Origin of the sequence: Pseudonocardia terrae (assembly GCF_021343995.1) — a bacterium.
In the GTDB taxonomy this organism is placed as follows: domain Bacteria; phylum Actinomycetota; class Actinomycetes; order Mycobacteriales; family Pseudonocardiaceae; genus Pseudonocardia; species Pseudonocardia terrae.
On the sequence record NZ_JAJTTE010000021.1, the window covers coordinates 60328 to 80418 of the forward strand.

General features: G+C 73.8%; 19 protein-coding genes. 7 read left to right on the forward strand and 12 right to left on the reverse strand.

Translation table 11 applies throughout. The features are described from left to right. Positions 1-10: 10 nt before the first annotated feature. Positions 11-352, reverse strand: coding sequence for a hypothetical protein (locus LWC33_RS16020; protein ID WP_233305186.1), 342 nt, complete (start codon positions 350-352; stop codon positions 11-13). A gap of 229 nt (positions 353-581) precedes the next feature. On the opposite strand from LWC33_RS16020, the gene LWC33_RS16025 reads away from it, so the two are divergent. Together LWC33_RS16025 and LWC33_RS16030 are read left to right on the forward strand one after the other, a co-directional pair. Then, positions 582-1442 (forward strand): SigB/SigF/SigG family RNA polymerase sigma factor, encoded by an 861-nt coding sequence (locus LWC33_RS16025; protein ID WP_233305187.1) that lies wholly within the window; start codon positions 582-584, stop codon positions 1440-1442. Beyond that, a complete protein-coding gene (locus LWC33_RS16030) occupies positions 1439-2500 on the forward strand; it encodes an NAD-dependent epimerase/dehydratase family protein (RefSeq protein ID WP_233305188.1) in 1062 nt (353 codons plus the stop codon). The genes LWC33_RS16025 and LWC33_RS16030 overlap by 4 nt, the downstream gene beginning before the upstream one ends. Here the strand turns inward: LWC33_RS16030 and LWC33_RS16035 are convergent. From LWC33_RS16035 to LWC33_RS16045, 3 genes are read right to left on the reverse strand one after another with little or no spacing between them, the layout of a single operon-like run. Further along, on the reverse strand, positions 2469-4565 hold the full coding sequence (locus LWC33_RS16035; RefSeq protein ID WP_233305189.1) for a xanthine dehydrogenase family protein molybdopterin-binding subunit: 2097 nt from the start codon (positions 4563-4565) through the stop codon (positions 2469-2471). The two genes, LWC33_RS16030 and LWC33_RS16035, sit on opposite strands and share 32 nt — an antisense overlap. Further along, positions 4562-5569 carry an FAD binding domain-containing protein gene (locus LWC33_RS16040; protein WP_233305190.1) on the reverse strand — a complete coding sequence of 336 codons (1008 nt, stop codon included), beginning with the start codon at positions 5567-5569 and terminating at the stop codon, positions 4562-4564. Before LWC33_RS16040 ends, LWC33_RS16035 begins: the two co-directional genes overlap by 4 nt. After that, the gene (locus tag LWC33_RS16045) at positions 5566-6108 is read right to left on the reverse strand and encodes a 2Fe-2S iron-sulfur cluster-binding protein (protein ID WP_233305191.1); all 543 of its coding nucleotides are present in this window, start codon (positions 6106-6108) and stop codon (positions 5566-5568) included. Before LWC33_RS16045 ends, LWC33_RS16040 begins: the two co-directional genes overlap by 4 nt. Before the next feature lie 78 nt (positions 6109-6186). On the opposite strand from LWC33_RS16045, the gene LWC33_RS16050 reads away from it, so the two are divergent. The 5 genes from LWC33_RS16050 to LWC33_RS16070 all read left to right on the forward strand — a co-directional run bounded on the left by LWC33_RS16050 (position 6187) and on the right by LWC33_RS16070 (position 10660). Continuing rightward, positions 6187-7557, forward strand: a complete 1371-nt coding sequence (locus tag LWC33_RS16050) for an NAD-dependent succinate-semialdehyde dehydrogenase (RefSeq protein ID WP_233305192.1) — start codon at positions 6187-6189, stop codon at positions 7555-7557. Between the two features lie 141 nt (positions 7558-7698). After that, positions 7699-7854: a hypothetical protein gene (locus tag LWC33_RS16055; RefSeq protein WP_197040567.1), complete on the forward strand. Its 156-nt coding sequence runs from the start codon at positions 7699-7701 to the stop codon at positions 7852-7854. 184 nt (positions 7855-8038) lie between these two features. Further along, positions 8039-9661: a phytoene desaturase family protein gene (locus LWC33_RS16060; protein ID WP_233305193.1), complete on the forward strand. Its 1623-nt coding sequence runs from the start codon at positions 8039-8041 to the stop codon at positions 9659-9661. Positions 9662-9699: 38 nt separating this feature from the next. Then, positions 9700-10233 carry a DUF1360 domain-containing protein gene (locus tag LWC33_RS16065; RefSeq protein WP_233305194.1) on the forward strand — a complete coding sequence of 178 codons (534 nt, stop codon included), beginning with the start codon at positions 9700-9702 and terminating at the stop codon, positions 10231-10233. A 43-nt stretch (positions 10234-10276) separates the two neighbouring features. Further along, positions 10277-10660 carry a phage holin family protein gene (locus LWC33_RS16070; RefSeq protein ID WP_233305195.1) on the forward strand — a complete coding sequence of 128 codons (384 nt, stop codon included), beginning with the start codon at positions 10277-10279 and terminating at the stop codon, positions 10658-10660. 86 nt (positions 10661-10746) lie between these two features. Here the strand turns inward: LWC33_RS16070 and nrfD are convergent, their stop codons facing one another. Genes nrfD through LWC33_RS16110 form a run of 8 tightly spaced genes read right to left on the reverse strand, consistent with a single transcriptional unit; the run spans position 10747 to position 19836 of the window. After that, on the reverse strand, positions 10747-11838 hold the full coding sequence (gene nrfD, locus LWC33_RS16075) for an NrfD/PsrC family molybdoenzyme membrane anchor subunit (RefSeq protein ID WP_233305196.1): 1092 nt from the start codon (positions 11836-11838) through the stop codon (positions 10747-10749). After that, positions 11835-12770: a 4Fe-4S dicluster domain-containing protein gene (locus tag LWC33_RS16080; protein WP_233305197.1), complete on the reverse strand. Its 936-nt coding sequence runs from the start codon at positions 12768-12770 to the stop codon at positions 11835-11837. The genes nrfD and LWC33_RS16080 overlap by 4 nt, the downstream gene beginning before the upstream one ends. Further along, positions 12767-16153 (reverse strand): formate dehydrogenase, encoded by a 3387-nt coding sequence (gene fdh / locus LWC33_RS16085; protein WP_233305198.1) that lies wholly within the window; start codon positions 16151-16153, stop codon positions 12767-12769. Before fdh ends, LWC33_RS16080 begins: the two co-directional genes overlap by 4 nt. Positions 16154-16156: 3 nt before the next feature. Further along, positions 16157-16333: a hypothetical protein gene (locus tag LWC33_RS16090; protein WP_233305199.1), complete on the reverse strand. Its 177-nt coding sequence runs from the start codon at positions 16331-16333 to the stop codon at positions 16157-16159. Positions 16334-16335: 2 nt separating this feature from the next. Beyond that, positions 16336-16812 (reverse strand): cytochrome c oxidase assembly protein, encoded by a 477-nt coding sequence (locus LWC33_RS16095; protein ID WP_233305200.1) that lies wholly within the window; start codon positions 16810-16812, stop codon positions 16336-16338. After that, positions 16809-17513 (reverse strand): hypothetical protein, encoded by a 705-nt coding sequence (locus tag LWC33_RS16100; protein WP_233305201.1) that lies wholly within the window; start codon positions 17511-17513, stop codon positions 16809-16811. The genes LWC33_RS16095 and LWC33_RS16100 overlap by 4 nt, the downstream gene beginning before the upstream one ends. Next, positions 17510-19153, reverse strand: a complete 1644-nt coding sequence (locus LWC33_RS16105; RefSeq protein ID WP_233305202.1) for a cytochrome c oxidase subunit I — start codon at positions 19151-19153, stop codon at positions 17510-17512. Before LWC33_RS16105 ends, LWC33_RS16100 begins: the two co-directional genes overlap by 4 nt. Next, on the reverse strand, positions 19150-19836 hold the full coding sequence (locus LWC33_RS16110; protein ID WP_233305203.1) for a cytochrome c oxidase subunit II: 687 nt from the start codon (positions 19834-19836) through the stop codon (positions 19150-19152). The genes LWC33_RS16105 and LWC33_RS16110 overlap by 4 nt, the downstream gene beginning before the upstream one ends. Positions 19837-20091 lie beyond the last annotated feature (255 nt).

Genomic DNA, 20091 nt, shown 5'->3' on the forward strand with positions numbered 1-20091 from the left:
GGTCGTTCCCTCACGCGTCGAGGTCGGGGACGATGGCGAGGATGCGGCGGTGTTCGGCGAACCGGTCCAGGGCCGTCGCGAGCGCCTGCGCCTCGGCGGTACCCGCGACGTCCTGCTCGGACTCGAACCGCTCCCGCCGGGTGCGCGGGTCGCCGTGGTCGACGGCGGCCCACCGCAGGAACCGCTCCACCACCCGCACCTGTCTGCGACGCAGGCCCTCGTGCGGCTCGCGGCTCGCCAGCCAGGCCACGAAGGGGCCGAGCACCGTCGCCACGTCGGGTGTGGGACGGGGCGGAGGGCGCCGGGCCATCCCGACGGGGGCCGGGCGGACGGGGGCATCGTGGACGGTCATCGAGAAGCTCCCTCACGGAGGTGGTGCCGGAAGATGTGTCGCGCGTCATACCCCGGCAGGCGCATGTCATGCGTTCGCAATGAAGTCGACCTGCGCCGGCCGGTGGGCGCTTGTACGGTCGAAGAGCGACCGACGCACGATCGACGCCGCGAGCGCGCCCGTCCCCCGCGCCGCTCGACGAGGTACAGCCAGCTGCCTCTGACGTCCCCCGACGTGGAGGAGGCCCACGATGACCGCTCCCGAACCGGTGCTCGAGCCGGTGCCGGACACCACCCGCGCCGCCCCCGCCCAGGGCCCCAGCGAGTACGCCGACCAGATGCCGGTGCTGGAGCGCTTCGCCGCGCTCCCGGCCGACCACCCCGACCGCGACCGGCTGCGCTCCGATCTCGTCCTGGCCTTCCTGCCGGTCGTCCGCCACCTCGCCCAGCGGCACGGCTCCGGCTACCGCGCGGGGATCGACGACCTGGTCCAGGTGGGCACCATCGGGCTGATCTCGGCGATCGACCGCTGGGACCCCGAGCGCGCCGGGGGCGACTTCCTCGGCTACCTGATCCCCTGCGTGCGCGGGGAGATGCTGCGCTACTTCCGCGACCGCACCTGGTCGATGCGGGTGCCGCGGCGGCTCAAGGAGCTCAGTGTCGCCATCGGCAAGGCCTCCGGCCCGCTCGCGCACGAGCTCGGCCGCGCGCCGAAGCCCAGCGAGCTGGCCCGGCACCTGGGCGTGGACCGCGAGGAGATCGTCGAGGCCCTGGCCGCCAAGGCCAACCAGCACGCCGGTTCGCTCACCGCCGTCGACGACGCCGACGACCAGCCGGTCGCCGACACGCTCGGCGAGGTCGACAAGGCGCTCGAGCACGTCGAGTACCGCGAGTCGCTGCGCCCGTTGATCGACGCGCTGCCCGAGCGCGAACGGCTGATCCTCACCCTGCGGTTCTTCGGCGAGATGACCCAGACCCAGATCGCGCAGCGGGTCGGCATCTCCCAGATGCACGTGTCGCGGCTGCTCGCGCGGACCCTCGCCCAGCTGCGCGAGGGCCTCGACGACGACATCGAGAGGGACGACACCGAGAGGGCCGGCGCGCCCGCATGACGCAGCCGGCGCGCACCGTCGTCGTCGTCGGCGCCTCCGGGACCGTCGGCTCCGGGCTCCTCGACGCCCTGGCGGAGCGCCCCGAGGTCACCGTGCGCGCCGTGTGCCGGCATCCGCCCGCGGACGCAGCGGAGACCGACCGGCTGTCCTGGCACCCGCTCGACCTGCTCGCGGACGACGCCGTCGAGCGGCTCACCGGGCTCCTGCGCGGCGCCGACGCCGTCGTGCACCTGGCGTGGGCCATCCAGCCCGTCGGCGATGCGTCGACGCCGCGCAGCATCGACCTCGACGGCACCGCCACGATGCTCGACGCGGCCGGCCGCGCCGGCGTCGGGCACGTGGTCTTCCTGTCCTCCCAGGCCGTCTACGGCCCGCACCCGGCCGGCGAGCCGGCCCTGCCGGTCGACGAGTCCTGGCCGGTCCGCGCCCATCGCGGCTCCCTCTACAGCCGGGACAAGGTCGCCGCGGAGGCGATGCTGGACGACTTCGCGCGCGACCACCCCGGGGTCGCGGTGACGCGCGTCCGGGCGGCGCTCGTCGTCCGCGCGGACGCGGCCGCCCGGATGCGACGGCTCTTCCTCGGCCCGGCCGTGCCCACGGCGCTGCTGCGCGCCCTGCGGGCCGGCCGTATCCCCGTGCTGCCGCTGCCGAGCGGGCTCGTGCTGCAGCTGGTCCACGCCGACGACCTGGGCCGGGCGGTGGCCGCCGTCCTGGACCGGCGCGCCGCCGGGGCCGTCAACGTGGCCGCCGACGCCCTGGGCTCCCGAGGGCTCGCCGCCGTCGCCGGCGCCCGCCCGCTGCCGGTGCCGCGGCTCCTGGTCCGGGCCGCGCTCGGCCTGCTGAACCGGCTGCACGTCCTCGGCGCGACCACGGGCTGGTTCGACCTGGCCGTCGACACCCCGGTGATGGACACGGGCCGGGCCCGCCGCGAGCTGGCCTGGTCGCCCGCGGTGGACACGGCCCACGCCGCCCGGATCCTGCTCGACGCGCTGGCCGACACGGATCCGGACGACGGGTCGCGGGCGGTCAGCGCGCCGGCAGCACCCGGTCGAGGGTGACGGGCAGGTCCCGCACCCGCACCCCGGTGGCGTGCCAGGCGGCGTTGGCGACCGCCGCGGCCGTCCCGACGATGCCGATCTCGCCGATCCCCTTGGAGCCCATGGCGTTGACGTACGGGTCGTCCTCGTCGATCCAGTGCGCCTGCAGGTCGTCGACATCGGCGTTCGCCGGCACGTGGTACTCGGCCAGGTCGTGGTTGACGACGTGCCCGGTCCGCGGGTCGAGCAGGCTCTGCTCGTGGAGTGCCATGCCCAGTCCCATGGTCATGCCGCCGAGGAACTGCGAGCGCGCCAGCCGTGGGTTGACGATGCGGCCCGCGGCGAACACCCCGTGGAGCCGGGGCACGCGGACCTCACCGGTGTCGGCGTGCACCCGCACCTCCGCGAACTGCGCGCCGAAGGCGGACATCGCGTAGTCCTCCTCGGCCGCGTTGGGGTTCACCGACCCGGACGCCGCGTCGCCGTCGTGCGGGTGGTCGCCGTACTTGTCCCGGAACTCGCGCACCGCCTCGACCAGCGCCGAGCCCCACGTCGTGGTGCCCGACGAACCGCCCGCGACCGAGGCCTCCGGGTGGTCGGTGTCGCCGATCAGCACGTCGACGTCCTCGACCGGGACGCCGAGCGCGTCGGCGGTGATCTGCGGCAGCACGGTCCAGGCGCCGGTGCCGAGGTCGGCGGCGCCGATGCGCCCGACGAACCGGCCGGCGTCGTAGGTCACCGTGGCCGTCGACTTGGGCATCCGCATCGTCGGGTAGACCGACGCGGCCACGCCGGTGCCGACCCACCACCCGTCCTCGAGGCGCACGCCGGGCCGGTGGTCGCGCCCGGCCCAGCCGAAGCGCTCCGCGCCCTCGCGCAGGCAGGCCACGAGGTTGCGGGACGAGAAGGGTTTCCCGGTCTCCGGGTCGACCTCGGGCTCGTTGCGGATCCGCAGCTCGACGGGGTCGATCCCCAGGGCGGCGGCGAGCTCGTCCATCGCGACCTCGGGGCCGAACATGCCGGGGCACTCACCCGGCGCCCGCATCCACGAGGGGACGGGGACGTCGAGTGCCGCGAGCCGGTGCGTGGTGCGCCGGTTCGACGCGGCGTACATGTTCCGCGTCGGCACGCCCGTCTGCTCGGCGAACTCCTTGATCCGCGAGGTCTGCTCGACGACGTCGATCGCGATGCCGCGCAGCCGCCCGTCCCGCTCGGCGGCGAGCTGCATCCGCTGGATCGTGGGGGTGCGGTAGCCGGCGAGCGAGAACATCTGCTGGCGGGTGAGGGCGAACCGGACCGGCCGGCCGGGCACCGCGCGGGCCGCCAGCGCCGCCATGATCACGTTCGCGTGCGGGGTCCCCTTCGAGCCGAAGCCGCCGCCCACGAACGGGCAGATCACCCGTACCTGCTCGGGCTCCAGCGCGAAGATCTGCGTGACCGTCTGACGGACGGGGTGCACGCCCTGGGTGGAGTCCCAGAGCGTGAGGTGTCCCGCGCCCGACGCGTCCCACAGCGCCGTGGTCGCATGCGGTTCCATCGGGTTGTTGTGGTGCATCGGCGTGGTGTAGGTGGCCTCGAGCGTCATCGGCGCCTCGGCCATCGCCGCCGCCATGTCGCCCTCGTGCGTGTCCGGGGGGTAGGTCGGGTTGACCGACTCCGGCGTGTAGAGGTCGTCGCGGTCGGCGGCGAGCCGCGCGTCGTGCTCCTCCGCGGCGTAGGTCACCCGGACCAGGTCGACGGCCTCGCGGGCCACCTCGTCGGTCTCGGCCAGCACCGCGGCCACGATCTGCCCGCGGAAGCCGACCTCGGTGCCCTGCAGCACCGCGAGCTCGGCGTCGTCGGTGGAGGCGAGGCGTTCGGCGTCCGTGCTGGTCAGCACCGTGACGACGCCGTCGAGCGCGGCGGCATCGGCCGTGTCGACCTCCGTGACGCGGCCGCGGGCGACGGTGGCCTGCACGATCCGGCAGAACAGCGGGTCGGCGACCGGGGTCTCGTCGGCGTAGACGGCGGTGCCGCGGACCTTCGCCGCACCGTCGCGCCGGGCGAGGTCGCGCCCGATGGCCCTCGGTTCCAGGGTGGCGGTCACGTCCGGGTCTCCTCTCCGGCCAGCTCGCGCAGGGTGCTCACCAGCGTCCCGGTGAGCAGCGGGATCTTGAAGGCGTTGCCGCCGTCGAAGCCCTCCTGCGGGAGGGCGTCGGTGAGCGCGGCCTCAGCGGCGGCGCGGTAGGACTCGTCGGTGGCCGGGGCGCCGCGCAGCGCCTCCTCGGCCCGGTGCGCGCGCCAGGGTTTGTGCGCGACGCCGCCGAGGGCGATCCGTACGTCGTGGACCTCCCCGTCGGCCACGTCGAGACAGGCGGCCACGGACACCAGGGCGAAGGCGTACGACGCCCGGTCCCGCACCTTGCGGTACCGCGAGCGGGTGGCGAGCGGGAGCGCCGGCACGTCGATCGCGGTGATCAGGTCGCCGTGCCCGAGCACGGTGTCGTGCTCCGGGGTGGAGCCGGGCAGCGTGTGTAGGTCGGTGAACGGGATCGTGCGGTCCCCGTCCGGTCCGAGCACCTGCACCTGCGCGTCGAGGGCGGCGAGCGCCACCGCCATGTCCGACGGGTGCGTGGCGATGCAGTGCTCGGAGGCGCCCAGGATCGCGTGGTTGCGGGTGGCCCCGCCGATCGCGGCGCAGCCCGAGCCGGGCTCGCGCTTGTTGCACGGGGTCGTGACGTCCTGGAAGTACACGCACCGGGTGCGCTGCAACGGGTTCCCACCGGTGGTGGCCATGTTGCGCAGCTGCCCGGAGGCGCCCGAGGGGAGCGCCTGGGCCAGCACCGGGTAGCGCGCACGGACCCGGTGGTCGGCCGCGAGGTCGGAGTTGCGCACGGCCGCCCCGATCCGCAGGCCGCCGTCGGGCAGGTCCTCGATCTCGGCGGACGTCAGCGCGGTGACGTCGACGAGCAGGCCCGGCGTGGCCACGCCCAGCCGCAGGTGGTCGACGATGTTGGTGCCGCCGGCGAGGAAACTGGCGTCGGGCCGCTCGGCCACGGCGAGCACGGCCTCCCGGGCGTCGGGCGGGGTGGCGTAGGCGAAGGGCCTCATCGGCGTGCCCCCTCCGCGACACCGACGACCTCGGCCACCGCCGCGCGGATGCCCTTGTAGGCGCCGCACCGGCAGAGGTTGCCGCTCATCCGCTCCGCGATCTCCCGGTCGACGGCCCCGGCGTCGGCCAGGTCCGGGCCGCCGGCCACGTCGGCGGTGACGGCGCTGGGCCAACCGCGCTCCAGCTCGTCGAGCACGCCGACGGCCGAGCACACCTGCCCGGGAGTGCAGTAGCCGCACTGGAAGGCGTCGTGGTCGACGAACGCGCGGTGCACGGGGTGGTCCTCGTCGGGACCCGGCGCGAGCCCGGCCGCGGTGGTCACCTCGGCCCCGTCGTGGGCCACGGCGAGGGCGAGGCAGGCCAGGATGCGCCGGCCGCCGACGAGCACGGTGCAGGCGCCGCACTGGCCGTGGTCGCACCCCTTCTTCGGGCTGGTGGCCCCGAGCCGCTGCCGCAGCGCGTCGAGCAGCGAGGTCCGGGTGTCCACGCGCAGGCGGTGGGTGGCGCCGTCGACCTGCAGGGTCAGTTCGGTCTCCATGCGTGGAGGACTTCCCGGTACTCCCCGGTCCATCCCGGTCGGCGGCATGATCCGGCGCCGGTGCGGTACCCGTCGGACATGGCCATCGCGACGATCGACCCCAGCACCGGCGAGCGGTTGAAGACCTTCGACGCGCTCACCGCCGAACAGCTCGACGCGAAGATCATGGCCTCGGCGATCGCCTTCCGGCACTGGCGGGACGTGCCGATGGACCGCCGGGCCGCGCTCTTCCGGGACCTGGCCGCGCTGCTCGACGAGGACGCGGAGGAACTCGGGCGGATCGCGACGCGGGAGGTCGGCAAGACCTACGCGTCCGCCGTCGCCGAGGTGCACAAGTGCGCCAAGGGATGCCGCTACTACGCGGAGAACGCCGGGGCGATGCTCGCCGACGTTCCGCACGAGGTGGAGGGCGCCCGGGTGGTCACGCGGTTCGAGCCGCTCGGGCCCGTGCTGGCGGTGATGCCCTGGAACTTCCCGTACTGGCAGGTGTTCCGGTTCGCCGCGCCCGCGCTGATGGCGGGCAACACCGGACTGCTGAAGCACGCCTCGAACGTGCCGCAGTGCGCCCTGGCGATCGAGGACGTGTTCCTGCGCGCCGGGTTCCCGGAGAACGTGTTCCAGACGCTCCTGGTCGGCTCGTCGGAGATCGAGAGGGTGATCGGCGACGACCGGGTCCGGGCCGTCACGCTGACCGGCAGCGAGCCGGCGGGCCGGGCCGTTGCCGCGGCGGCCGGCCAACAGATCAAGACGAGCGTGCTCGAGCTGGGCGGCAGCGACCCGTTCGTCGTCATGCCCTCGGCCGACCTGGACACGGCCGTCCGCAACGCCGTGACCTCGCGGACCCTGAACAACGGCCAGTCCTGCATCAACGCCAAACGCTTCATCGTCCACACGGACGTCGCCGACGAGTTCACGCGCCGGCTGGGCGAGGCGATGGCGGCGCTGACGGTCGGCGACCCGATGGACGAGAACACCGACGTCGGCCCGCTGTCGTCCGGCGACGCGGTGAAGACGCTCGACCAGCAGGTCCGCGACACGGTCGCGGCCGGCGCCACGCTCGTCACGGGCGGGGAGCCGGGGAGCGGGCCGGGCTTCTACTACCCGCCGACGGTGCTGGCCGACATCCCGGACGGCTCGCCCGCACACCACGAGGAGCTGTTCGGGCCGGTCGCGACCGTGTGGCGCGCGCAGGACCTCGACGACGCCATCCGGATCGCCAACGACTCGCCCTTCGGCCTCGGCGGCAGCGTGTGGACGAACGACGAGGCCGAGCAGCAGCGGCTCGTCCGGGAGATCGAGACCGGGATGATCTACGTCAACCGGTTCACCGAGTCGACCCCGGAGGTCCCGTTCGGCGGGGCCAAGAACTCCGGCTACGGCCGGGAGCTCGCCGAGTTCGGGCCACGGACCTTCGTCAACGCGAAGACGGTGTGGATCGAGGGCGGCTGAGGGCGCTGCGGGCGCCGGGGGCACTGCGTCCCGCACCGTCGCCGGATCGTGACCTTCGCGCGCATGGATGATCACCTGTTCGGGTAGATGAGATCACCACCGGGCGCACAGGGTGCCCGGCCGTCGAAGGAGCAAACCGCCGTGATCATCCTCGGACTGATACTTCTCGTGGTCGGCTTCCTGACCGGGCTGTCCCTGCTCTACTACATCGGTGCGATCCTGCTGATCCTGGGCGTGATCTTCCTGGTCCTGGGCCGTACCGGCCGTCCGGTCGGCGGCAGGAAGGTCTGGTTCTAGCCGGGGAAGGTCCGGCTGCGGCCACGGGCCGGGTCCCGCTCGTCGGGACCCGGCCCTTCTCGTCCGGGCGGACCCGCTCGGCGGGTGGGGACTGAGGTCCTGAGTCGGAGTCCGCGCCGCCGGGGAGTGATCCGTCCGGGGTGGCCCCGTGCATGGTTCGCGTGATCCGCGGTATCCGCGTTCCATGGCCGACCTGGAGGTGGACGCGGCGGTGGTGGGCGGCGGCCACCACGGTCTGGTGGCCGCCGCCGTGCTCGCCGACGCCGGCTGGGACGTCTGCCTGCTCGAGGCGACCGACCACCTCGGCGGGGCGGTGCGCTCCGCGGAGCTGCAGCCGGGGTACGTCACGGACCTGTTCAGCGCGTTCTACCCGCTGTCGCGGGCCTCTCCGGTGCTGCAGTCCCTCGACCTGGAGGAGCACGGTCTGCGCTGGTCCGAGGCGCCGGCCGTGCTGGCCCACCCGCTCGGGCCCGACGGGGCGGAGGCGGCCGTCCTGTGCCGGGACCGCGCCGACACCGCGGTGGGCCTCGACGCGCAGCACCGCGGCGACGGTGAGGCCTGGCTGGACCTGTGCCGCCGATGGGACGTGCTGCGCGAACCGTTCCTGCGCACGCTCTTCACGACGTTCCCGCCGGTCCGGGGGCCCGTGCAGCTCCTGCGGCGGATCGGGACGGCCGAGGCCCTGCGGCTGGCCCGGTTCCTGCTGCTGCCGGCCAAGCGGATGGGGGAGGAGCTCTTCGGCGGGGAGGGGGCCCGGCTGCTGCTCGCGGGCAACGCGGTGCACGCCGACATCCCGATGACGTCGCCGGTCAGCGGCGCGTACGGCTGGCTGCTGGCGATGCTCGGCCAGCACTACGGCTTCCCGGTGCCGGTCGGGGGCTCCGGGCAGCTGACGACCGCCCTGGCCCGGCGCGCGGAGTCGGCCGGTGCGGTACTGCGGACCGGGGAGCGCGTCGAGCACATCGCGGTGTCCGGCGGCCGGGTGCGGGCGGTACACACCGCCGCGGGCACCACGGTCCGCATACGGCGCGCGGTCGTGGCCGACGTCGCGGCGCCGACGCTCTACCGGGACCTGCTGCCGGCCGACGCCGTGCCCGCCCGGGTGCAGCGCGACCTCGACCGGTTCCTGTGGGACACCCCGGTGGTGAAGCTCGACTGGGCGCTCGACGGCCCGATCCCGTGGCGGGCACCCGAGGTCGGCCGTGCCGGGACCGTCCACGTCGGCCAGGGCGAGGACGGGCTGGTGCGGTGGGGCGCGGATCTGGAGTCGCGGGTGCTGCCGGAGTCGCCCTTCCTGCTCGTCGGCCAGATGACCACCGCGGACCCGAGCCGGTCGCCGGCCGGGACGGAGAGCGCCTGGGCGTACACCCACCTGCCTCGCGGGGTCGACGACGCCGGCTCCGCCGACGAGCTGGTCCGCCGCGTCGAGCGCGTGCTGGAGCGGTTCGCCCCGGGCTTCGCCGGGCGGGTGCGGCACCGGGCCGTGCGGCGGCCGTCGGACCTGCAGGACGCGGACCCGAACCTGCTGCACGGCACGATCAACGGGGGCACCGCCCAGCTCTTCCAGCAGCTGGTCTTCCGGCCGGTCCCCGGCCTCGGCCGGCCCGAGACGCCCGTCGCCGGCCTCTACCTGGGCAGCTCGTCGGCCCACCCCGGCGGCGGGGTGCACGGCGCCTGCGGCTGGTTCGCCGCCCGGGCGGCCCTGGGCGCCCACGGGGCGACGGGCCTGCTGCGCCGGGCGGCGACGTCGGCCGCGATCGAGCTGCTGCAGCGGTCCCGCAGGGATGACGCGCGCGTCAGCGGGTAGGCGCTGAGCGTACGAGACGGCGAGACCGGGAGGACCGGATGGCGGAGACGGCACGGAGGGTCGCGGCGATCGCCGACGACCGCGCACGGTCGGAGGCCGAGCAGTACCGGCAGGGCCAGGACCGCCCCCTCGGGGGCTACGTCGTGGTCATGGCGATCTTCGGCGCGATCGTCAGCGCGGTCGCCGGGATCACGGCGGCGACCCGCCGGACGGTGCCCACGCTGTCGGTGAAGGACCTGGTGCTGCTCACCGTGGCCACCCACAAGCTCTCCCGCACGATCACCAAGGACGCGGTGACCAGCCCGCTCCGCGCACCCTTCGCGCAGTACGCGGACACGGCGGGGCCCGCGGAGGTGATGGAGGAACCGCGCAAGGAGTCCTCCCTGCGGCACGGCGTCGGCGAGCTGCTCACCTGCCCGTTCTGCCTCGGCCTGTGGATCGCCACGGGCTTCGCGATCGGGCTGGTCTTCGCACCCCGGCCGACGCGGTTGGTCCTGGGCACCTTCACCGCCCTGGCCGGGGCGGACTTCCTGCAGCTGGCGTACTCGGCGGCGCAGCAGGCCGCGGAATGACACCCGAAGTGACAAGCGGAGTGACACCGGGAAGGGGATCGGGATGACGGAGGGGAACGCCCGTCGCGAGGAGCCGTTGCACGCCCTCACCGAGGACGTGCGCGCGCTCGTGCGCACCGAGGTCCGGGCGATGCGCGACGACCTGCTCGGCGAGCTCGGGCGGGCGCGCACCGCGAGCCTGATGCTCGGCGGGGCGGGCCTGCTCGGGCTCCTGGCGGCCGGGTCGTCGGCCGCGCTGCTCATGCGCCTGCTCGACGGCGTCCTGCCGCGCGCCGCGTCGGCCGCGGTGGTGACCGGCCTGTACGGCGGCGCCGCGGGCGCGCTCGCCGCCGCGGGCCTGGCCGAGGCGCGCCGGGTCCGGGACGAGGTGAGCGACACGGTCGGCCGGGTGCGCGACGAGGCATCGGCGGCGGTGACGCGGCCCTGACCCGCTGAAGCGCTCGTCGGAGCTGCTCGCGGACACCGGACCGGCAGGGCGGGATCGTCCCGCCCCCGCCCTGCCGGGTCGGTCGCTCAGCCTTCCCCGGTCGGCGCCGTGACCGGGTGGGTCGTGGTGGAGGTCCCGGTGGCTGGGCGCCCCTCCTCGAGGCGTTGCCGCTGGGGCACGACGGTGTACTTCGGGTCGTTCGCGGACTGCAGGCCCGCGTGGAAGATGCCCCAGCGGGTGGCGGCGGAGGCGGCGACCAGGGCCGCGCCCGAGACGGCGGAGGCGATCCGGCTGCGCCGGCCGAGCACCGCCCCGGCCAGCCCGGCGACGGCGAGGACCTTCGACGTCCGGACGTACCGCCCGCCGGTGCCCGAGGAGTACGGCTCGGCCGTCAGCCCCATCCGCCGTTCCATGAGCTCGAAGGCGGCCAGCTCGGTCCCGACGCCCAGGGTCGCGAGGGCGCGCGCCGGGGCCTGTTCCGCCGACGGCGCTGCGATCAGCCCGAGCCCGCCCGCGGCGGTCGCGGCCGAGCCCACGAACACGTAGGGCATCTCCCGGTGCCCGTCGTGCCAGGCGGGCACGGCCGTGTCGCTGATCAGCGCGGCGGTGTAGGAGGCGACCGCCGGGCCGAGCGTGGCGGCACCGGCGGTGGCGGCGGCGCCGACGCGAGGCAGCCGCCCGGTGACCGCGGTGGCGGCCGCGACACCGGCGAGCGGCACGTACCCGGCGAGCAACCAGGACCCGACGCTCATCGGCGAGGTCACCTTGAACACCCGCAGCATGTGCAGGAACCGGAGCGGACGGCCGAGGTCGTGGACCAGCGCGGCGAGCGACAACGCCCCGGCCCCGATCGCGGCGAGCTTGCCGGAGCGGGCCAGGGCCGGCCGTCCGGTCGCCTGGGCACCGGCCCCGAGCAGGGACGACGCCCCGGCCAGCCCGCCGAGGAAGAGGTAGCCGGCGATGTCGCGCGACTGCCACGTCGGCGGGTTGAGGACCGAGCGGCCGTAGTAGGAGCGGAAGTCGGCGTCGGGCACCATCGCCCGTTCGCCCCGTCCGCGGCGCCCGTCCCGCCGGCGGCGCCCACCCTGCCGGCCGTCGTCGCGGACGGCCCCGGTCGTGGCCTCGCGCCCAGGGCGCGCACCACGCACACCGTCCCTGGTGACGTCGGACTCGCTCATCGCCGCCTCCCGCCGGTGACGATCGTGGACGCGAAGGCGGCGGCCACCCCGCCGACGAGGGCCAGCGCGGCCGTGCCGACGTGCCGCCACATCCGGGGCAGGTCGCGCGTGGTCACCACGGGGTCCGGGGGCAGCCCGTAGACCTCCGGCTCGTCGAGGAGCAGGAAGAACGCGCCGTCCCCGCCGACGCCGTCGGCCGGATCGCGGCCGTAGAGCCGGGCCTCGTCGATCCCGGCCCCGTGCAGCTGGGCGAGCCGGGCGTCGGCCCGCTCGCGCAGCTCGTCGAGCGGGCCGAACTGGATGGAGTCGGTCGGGCACGCCTTGGCGCAGGCGGGTTCGGCGCCCACGCCGATCCGGTCGTAGCAGAGCGTGCACTTCCACACCCGGCCGTCGTCCTTGCGCTGGTCGATCACGCCGTACGGGCAGGCGGGGACGCAGTAGCCGCAGCCGTTGCAGATGTCCTCCTGCACGACGACGGTGCCGAACTCGGTGCGGAACAGCGACCCGGTGGGGCAGACGTCCAGGCAGGCGGCGTGGGTGCAGTGCTTGCACACGTCCGACGACATGAGCCACCGGAAGTCGCCGGCCGGGCCCGGCTCCGCGGGCGAGGCCGGGATGTGCGCCGGCGCGCTCGACGCGCCCTGCCCGGCGAGCGACAGCACGTCGAGGTGGGCGACGTCGTGCGGGGTCGGGGCGGTGCGCGGGACGCCCGGGTCCTGCCCGCCGAGCGGCCGGCGCTGCTCCACGAACGCGACGTGCCGCCACGTGTCGGCGCCGAGCCCCTCGCTGCTGTCCATCGAGGTGCCCGTGAACCCGCCCTCCGGGAAGTCCGCGGGGATGGCGTTCCACTCCTTGCAGGCGACCTCGCAGGCCTTGCAGCCGATGCAGACCGAGGTGTCGGTGAAGAAGCCCATCCGCGGCGGCGCGGTCATGCCGTTCCTCCCGTCCTGGTGGCGCCGGTGTCGTCCACACCGGTCCGCTCCGTGATCCCGGCCCGCCGCCGGTAGGACTCGACCAGCGCGGGCCGGTCCGGTCCGCGCGGTCGGCGGCCCGGCCGGATGTCGCAGGCGAGGGCCTTGGTCTCCATGATGTGCACGTTCGGGTCCATCACGAGGCTCGTGAGCTCGTTGGCCGCGTCGCCGGTGACCAGGCCGTTGGCCCCCCAGTGGTAGGGCAGCCCGACCTGGTGCAGCACCTCCCCGCGGACGCGCAGGTCCGGGATGCGGTCGGTGACCATCACCCGGGCCTCGATCACGTTGCGGGCGGTGACGACGTGGGCCCAGCCGCCGTGCGTGAGCCCACGTTCGCGGGCCAGCTCGGGCGAGACCTCGCAGAACATCGCCGGCGCGAGCTCGGAGAGGTAGGGCGACCAGCGGCTCATCCCGCCCGCGGTGTGGTGCTCGGCGATGCGGTAGGTGGTCAGCGCGTAGGGGTAGACCTGCGCGCCGGGCTCGTCGCCGCTGGGCTGGAACCGGTTCTCCGGGTGCACCACCGAGTCGATCTGCCGGGCCGGGTTGCGCTGCTCCGGGTAGACGGGGTTGGCCACGGGCGACTCCTGCGGCTCGTAGTGGGCCGGGAGCGGGCCGTCGGTCAGCCCCGCCGGTACGTAGAGCCACGCCTTGCCGTCGGCCTGCATGATGAACGCGTCCGTGCCCGAGAGGGCCGCGACGCCGGTCGCGTCCTTCGGCGGGACGTGGTCGGGGGCCTTGGTGGGGGAGAAGTCCGGGACGTCGTGGCCCACCCACTTCTTCTCGTCCGGGTCCCACCACACGTAGGCCTTGCGTTCGCTCCATGGTGCGCCGTCGGGCGCGGCCGAGGCGCGGTTGTAGAGGATGCGCCGGTTCGCCGGCCAGGCCCAGCCCCACTCGTGGGCGACCCAGTCCTGCTCGGTGCCCGGCTTGCGGCGGGCGGCCTGGTTGACCCCGTCGGCGTAGGTGCCGCAGTAGATCCAGCACCCGCAGGCGGTGGAGCCGTCGTCGCGCAGCTGCTGGTAGGACGAGAGCGGCGTGCCATGGCCGTCCCAGCCGTTGATCTCGGCGAGGACGGCTTCGGCCTCGGGCTCGTCGGTACTGCCCTTGGTGGGGTAGTCCCACGTGAGGTCGAGCACCGGGCGGTCCCGCTCGTCCGTGCTGCCGGCGAGCTTCTCCCGGATCCTGCGGCCCAGGTGGAACAGGAACCACAGGTCGCTGCGGACGTCACCGGCCGGTTCGACGGCCTGGTGGTGCCACTGGAGCAGCCGCTGGGTGTTGGTGAAGCTGCCGTCCTTCTCGGTGTGCGCGGCGGCGGGCAGGAAGAACACCTCGGTGCCGATGTCCTCGGTGCGCAGCTCCCCGGTCTCGATCTCGGGCCCGTCCTTCCACCAGGTCGCCGACTCGATCAGGGAGAAGTCCCGCACGACCAGCCAGTCCAGGCTGGCCATGGCCAGCCGTTGCATCTTCGCGTTGGCCGACCCGACGGCCGGGTTCTCCCCGAGGACGAAGAAGCCGGTGCACTCGCCCTCGAGCTGGGCCATCACGGTCTCGAAGGAGCTGTGGCTGCCGGTGAGCCGGGGCAGGTAGTCGAAGCAGAAGTCGTTGTCGGGCGTGGCGGCCGGACCCCAGTACGACTTGAGCAGGCTGACCAGGTAGGACCCGAGCTCGGCCCAGTAGCCCTTCTCGGCCTTCTCCGCCGACACGAATGTCGTCAGGTCCGGCGAGGACTCCGCGTGGGGCATCGGGATGTAGCCGGGCAGGATGTTGAACAGCGTCGGGATGTCCGTGCTGCCCTGGATGCTCGCGTGTCCGCGCAGGGCGAGGATCCCGCCGCCCGGGCGGCCGATGTTGCCGAGCAGGGCCTGCAGGATCGACGCGGTGCGGATGTACTGCACGCCCACGGTGTGGTGGGTCCAGCCCACCGAGTACACGAACGCGCTGGTCCGCTCGGGCGTGGAGTTCTCCTCGAGCAGCTCGCACACCCGGAGGAACGTCTCCTCCGGCACCCCGCAGGTCTCGGCGACCAGCTCGGGGGTGTAGCGGGCGAAGTGCCGCTTCAGGATCTGGAACACGGTGCGCGGGTGCTGCAGCGTCTCGTCGGTCTCGAACTCGCCGCTGATGCCGGCCCCGCCCGACCCGTGGGCCTCCCCGCGCGCGGCCCGTTTGACGCCGCTCGCGCGGGACTTGCGCCCGCCCGACCCGTCACCGTCGGACCGCGCCTGATCGGACCGCGCCTGATCGGACCGCGCCCCGTCGGACCCCGCCCCGTCGGACTCCTTGACGCGTTCGGACCCGACCTGGTCCCGTTCGCCGGAGGCCGCCTGGACCATGCCGCCCTCGTAGTGCCAGGTCTCGAAGTCGTAGGACTTGTCCTCACGGTCGAGGCCGGAGAACACGCCCGCGAGGTCCTCGGTGTCGCGGAAGTCCTCGCCCACGATCGTGGCCGCGTTCGTGTACGCCACGACGTAGTCGTGGAAGTACTTCTCGTTCTGCAGGACGTGGTTGATGATGCCGCCGAGGAACGCGATATCGGTGCCGGCGCGCAGCGGGACGTGCAGGTCCGCCAGCGCGCTGGTCCGGGTGAAGCGGGGGTCGACGTGGATCACCGTGGCCCCGCGCGCCTTCGCCTCCATCACCCACTGGAACCCGACCGGGTGGCACTCGGCCATGTTCGAGCCCTCGATGAGGATGCAGTCGGAGTTCTGCAGGTCCTGCTGGAACGTCGTGGCGCCGCCGCGCCCGAAGCTGGTCCCCAGACCGGGGACGGTGGCGGAGTGTCAAATGCGCGCCTGGTTCTCGATCTGGATCGCGCCCAACGCGGTGAACAGCTTCTTGATGAGGTAGTTCTCCTCGTTGTCCAGCGTCGCCCCGCCGAGGCTGGCGAAGCCCATGGTGCGCCGGACGCGCTTGCCCTCGTGCTCCCACTGCCAGCCCTCCGCGCGGCTGGCGATCACCCGGTCGGCGATCATGTCCATCGCCGTGTCGAGGTCCAGGTCCTCCCAGTCGGTGCCGCCCGGACGCCGGTACCGGACGGTGTACTCACGGGCGTCGCCGGTGGTGAGCTGCAGGCTCGACGAGCCGCGGGGGCACAACCGGCCGCGGCTGACCGGGGAGTCGGGGTCGCCCTCGATCTGGACGACCTTGCCCTCCTTGACGTACACGTTCTGCCCGCAGCCCACGGCGCAGAACGGGCAGATCGACTTGGTGACGTGGTCGGCGTCGGTGATCCGGGGCCGCAGCGTGCTGCTGGTCCGGCTCTTCGCGGCCGAGCCCCGGCCCAGCGGGTCGTCGTCGGTCAGCTGGCGGTAGACGGGCCAGGACTCGATCCAGGTCTTGATGCCCATCGGCTACTCGGCCTCCTGCTGTTCGTCGTTCCTGTGCTGCGCCGCGCGCATCGCGGGGTCCTGCACCACCCGCCGTCGGATCCAGTCGTGGACCGCCTCGCGGCTCGTCGGGTTGCGGACCGGCACGCCGAGCACGTGGTCGGCGTCGTCCCCCTCGTGGTCCTGTTCGTGGTTCGGCACGGTCAGCTCCTCGCCGTCTCGTGGGCGGACTCCTCCGCCGCGGCACGTCGTTCCTCGTCGACCGTCCAGCGCCAGGCCAGGGCAAGGGCGGTCAGGCCGATCGGCAGCATCCCGACGACCATGGCGATCCCGCCCGGCCCGTCGCCGCGGGCGACGAGCCAGACGCCGGGGAGGTCGAGCGCGGGCATGGTCGCGAAGAGGTAGACGATCCGGCCGGCCGGCGAGAGCCGCCGGCGGCCGAGGACCGGTGTCCAGAACAGCACGCCGCCGGCCAGCAGCAGGACCGGCGCGACCCCGGCCAGCGGGGGCAGCAGCGTCACCGCGGCGTGGAGCAGCACGAACCCGGGCGCGACCACGACCGCAGGGAGCGTGGGCGGCTCGACGCCCAGCGCCCGCAGCAGCAGGAGCAGCAGCGGGGCGAGCACGGAGACCAGCAGCCCGTCCGTGGCCATGTGCGCCACCTGCGCGAAGGCGCTCATCGCGGCCTCCGGCGGAAGACGTCGACGAGCGCCCGGCCGGCGGCCGGCACCGCGGTGAGCAGCACGAGCGGCAGGCCGTGCCGGCGGGGCGGCTCGGCCGTCGGCGAAGCATCCGGGTCGTCGGGGAGGGCCCGAGCGGGGTGACCGGCCGGCACCGGGACCGCCTCACCCGTGGTGGTGCCGTCGTACTCCTGCGGGCGGGGGTTCGGGGCCGGCGGCATGCCGTCGAGCGCGGCCGGTTCAGGCCGGGTCCCGGCGGGGACGCGCTCGCCCCGCACGAGCACCGCCGCGGCGATCAGCGGGTAGATCGCGACCAGCAGCCAGAGCCAGCCGTAGGCGAGCGCGAGGCCGGCCACCGTGAGCCCGATCGCGGTGAGCACGGCGGCCGTGCTGCGCACCGGCATCCGCACGGTGGTGCCGACCCCCCGCCGGGTGCGGAGGGCGATGACGACCGCGAGGCCGAACCCCGAGACCAGCAGCAGGTCGAACAGCCAGAGCAGCATCGAGATCGGCTGCGGCCGGAAGCCGAGCATGATCCCCGCGAGGACGCCGTTGCCGGCGACCCAGGCGCCGACGACGAGGTGACCGGTCCGCAGCTCGCCGATCCGGGAGGGCGGCAGCACGGCCCGCCCCACCGGGTCGGGTGGGACGGGTGCGGCCGCCGGACCGGACGTCGGGGCGGAGGGTGGGGTGCCCGTCATGCCCTGCCCTCCTCGGCGCGGAGGTCGAGCAGGGGGGCGTAGCTGCGGACCGGCGGCAGGGGATGGGCCGGGTCGAAGTTGTGCGGGGGAGGCGGCGACGAGGTGGCCCACTCCAGTGTGAAGCCGCCCCACGGGTCGTCGGGCGCCCGCCGCGGCCGGACGACCGACACGACGACGTCGACCACGAACAGCACGGTGCCGATCGCGAGCAGCCCGGAGCCGAGGGTGGCGATCAGGTTGGCGGTCCCGAAGCCGTCCTGCGGCAGGTAGCTCGCGATGCGGCGGGGCATGCCGTGCAGCCCCAGCCAGAACATCGGCAGGAAGGTGACGTTCGTGCCGACCAGCCAGAACCAGAAGTGGGCCTTGGCCATCCGCTCGCGCAGCAGCAGGCCGGTGGCCTTGGGGAACCAGTAGTAGAACCCGGCGAAGAAGCCGAACAGGCTGCCGGCGGCGAGCGTGTAGTGCCAGTGCCCGACGATGAAGTACGAGTCCGTGACCTGGTAGTCCACCACCGGCGTGGCGATCATGATCCCGGTGAGGCCGCCGATCAGGAACTGCGGCACGAAGGCCACCGCGAACAGCATCGGGGTCGGGAAGCGCAGCCGCCCACCGAGCAGCGTGGCGAGGAAGCCGAAGTACTCGAGCCCGGCCGGGACGAGCAGCAGGATCGAGGTCAATGAGTAGTAGTCGTTCTCCGCCTGGCCGGTGCTGAACATGTGGTGGCCCCACACGCTCATCGACAGCGCGGCGAAGGCCAGCAGCGCCACGACGGTGCCCTTGTAGCCGAAGTACCGCCGGGCCCCGAACACGGCGAGCACCTCGGCCACGGCGCCGACGAACGGGAAGAACATCACGTAGACGACGGGGTGCCCGAAGAACCAGAAGACGTGCTGGTAGCCGATGTTCCAGGTGTTGTCGCTGAAGATCGCCGGGTTGACGCGGCCCGCGGCGAGGATGCCCATCGCGACCAGCAGCGAGGGGAACGCCCCGATCACCATGAGGTTGGTGGCGACGACCGACCAGGAGAACACCGGCATGCGCAGCAGCGTCATGCCCTTGGCCCGTTTGACCAGGGCCGTCCACAGCACCGTCGCGGCCATCAGCAACAGGCCGGTGCCGGCGAGCGCCACGCCGGCGATCCAGAGGTCCACCCCGGGCCCCGGCGTGAAACGGGTGCTCGCGAGCGGCGGGTAGGCGTACCAGCCGTGGTCGGCCGCCCCGCTGGAGGTGGCGAAGCCGGAGAGCAGGGTGACGGCGCCGCCGAGGTAGAGCCAGTAGCCCAGCATCGTCGTGCGCGGGGCGGCGACGTTCGGCGCGCCGATCTGCAGCGGCACCAGGTAGAGCCCCAGTCCGATGGCGAACGGGGTCATGACCAGGTAGATCATTCCCGTGCCGTGGATCGTGAAGAACTGGTTGTAGCGGTCCGGGGAGAGCACGTCCATCTGCGGCTGGGCGAGCTGGGCGCGCATGGTCAGCGCCAGCGCCCCGATGGCGATCATCAGCACGATCGCGGTGCCCAGGGTCAGCAGCCCGATCCGCTTGTGGTCGGTGCTGGTCGCCCAGGCCAGGACGGTCGTACGGACCCGGCGCGGCGTCGGCTGCGGCTGCTCGAGCGGGGCCCGGGGCTCGGTGGCGGTCACGCGGCGGCCCCGGCCGGCAGCGCCCCGGTCTGCAGGAAGGCCTGGTACTGGTCCGGCGGTACGGCACGCACGTAGAAGTCCATGTCCATGTGGTAGGTGCCGCAGAACTCCGAGCAGCGGCCCAGCCACTGCCCGGTCTCCGGGAAGGTCATCAGCAGCGTGTTGACGTGGTCGGGGTAGGCGTCGCGCTTGACGGCCAGGTCCGGGATCCAGAAGGCGTGCACGACGTCGCGCGAGGTGAGCGAGAACTCGACGGGCCGGCCCTGCGGCACGACGATCACCGGGCGGTCGGCCGGTGTGGCGCAGGAACCGCTGACGAGCGTGCTGGAGCCCGGGTAGGCCGCGCTCCAGCACCACTGGAACGCCGTGACGTCGACGCGCACGGGTTGCTGCCCCGGCGCCAGGCCGGTCTGCTGCGCCACCGCCAGGGTGTCGCCGTAGTCGAGCTTGTGGTTGTTCGACAGGCTCAGCCAGACCAGGAACGCCGCCGCACCGCCCAGGAAGACCGCGAAGGTGATCTCGATGGGGTTGTTCTGGGAGGCGGCGAACGGCAGCTTGTCCCGCCGCCGGGCGCGGTTGACCACCAGGGCGCCGAGCAGCAGGCCCGTCACCAGCACGAAGACCCCGACAGCGATCCACACCTGCAGCCCGAAGACCTGATCGAACACTCCGCGGTAGTCCACCGAGCGCCACTCCCGTCGTCGCGTCCGTCCTCGCCCCGTTGCAGCCGCCGCGCTGGTACCCGGCTGCGTCGCGTCCAAACAGGCCGTTGCCGGCCGGACCCACCTCCTCGGGGATCACCGTGGTCGCGGCGACGACTTAACCGGGCGCCCGGTGGCGCCGCGCGGCGAGAACGGCCATTGCAGGACGACCGCAAGACGACCGCAAGGTCCGACGACGAGGGTCGTCGAGCGCGTGTCGATCACCTTGCGGCGGCC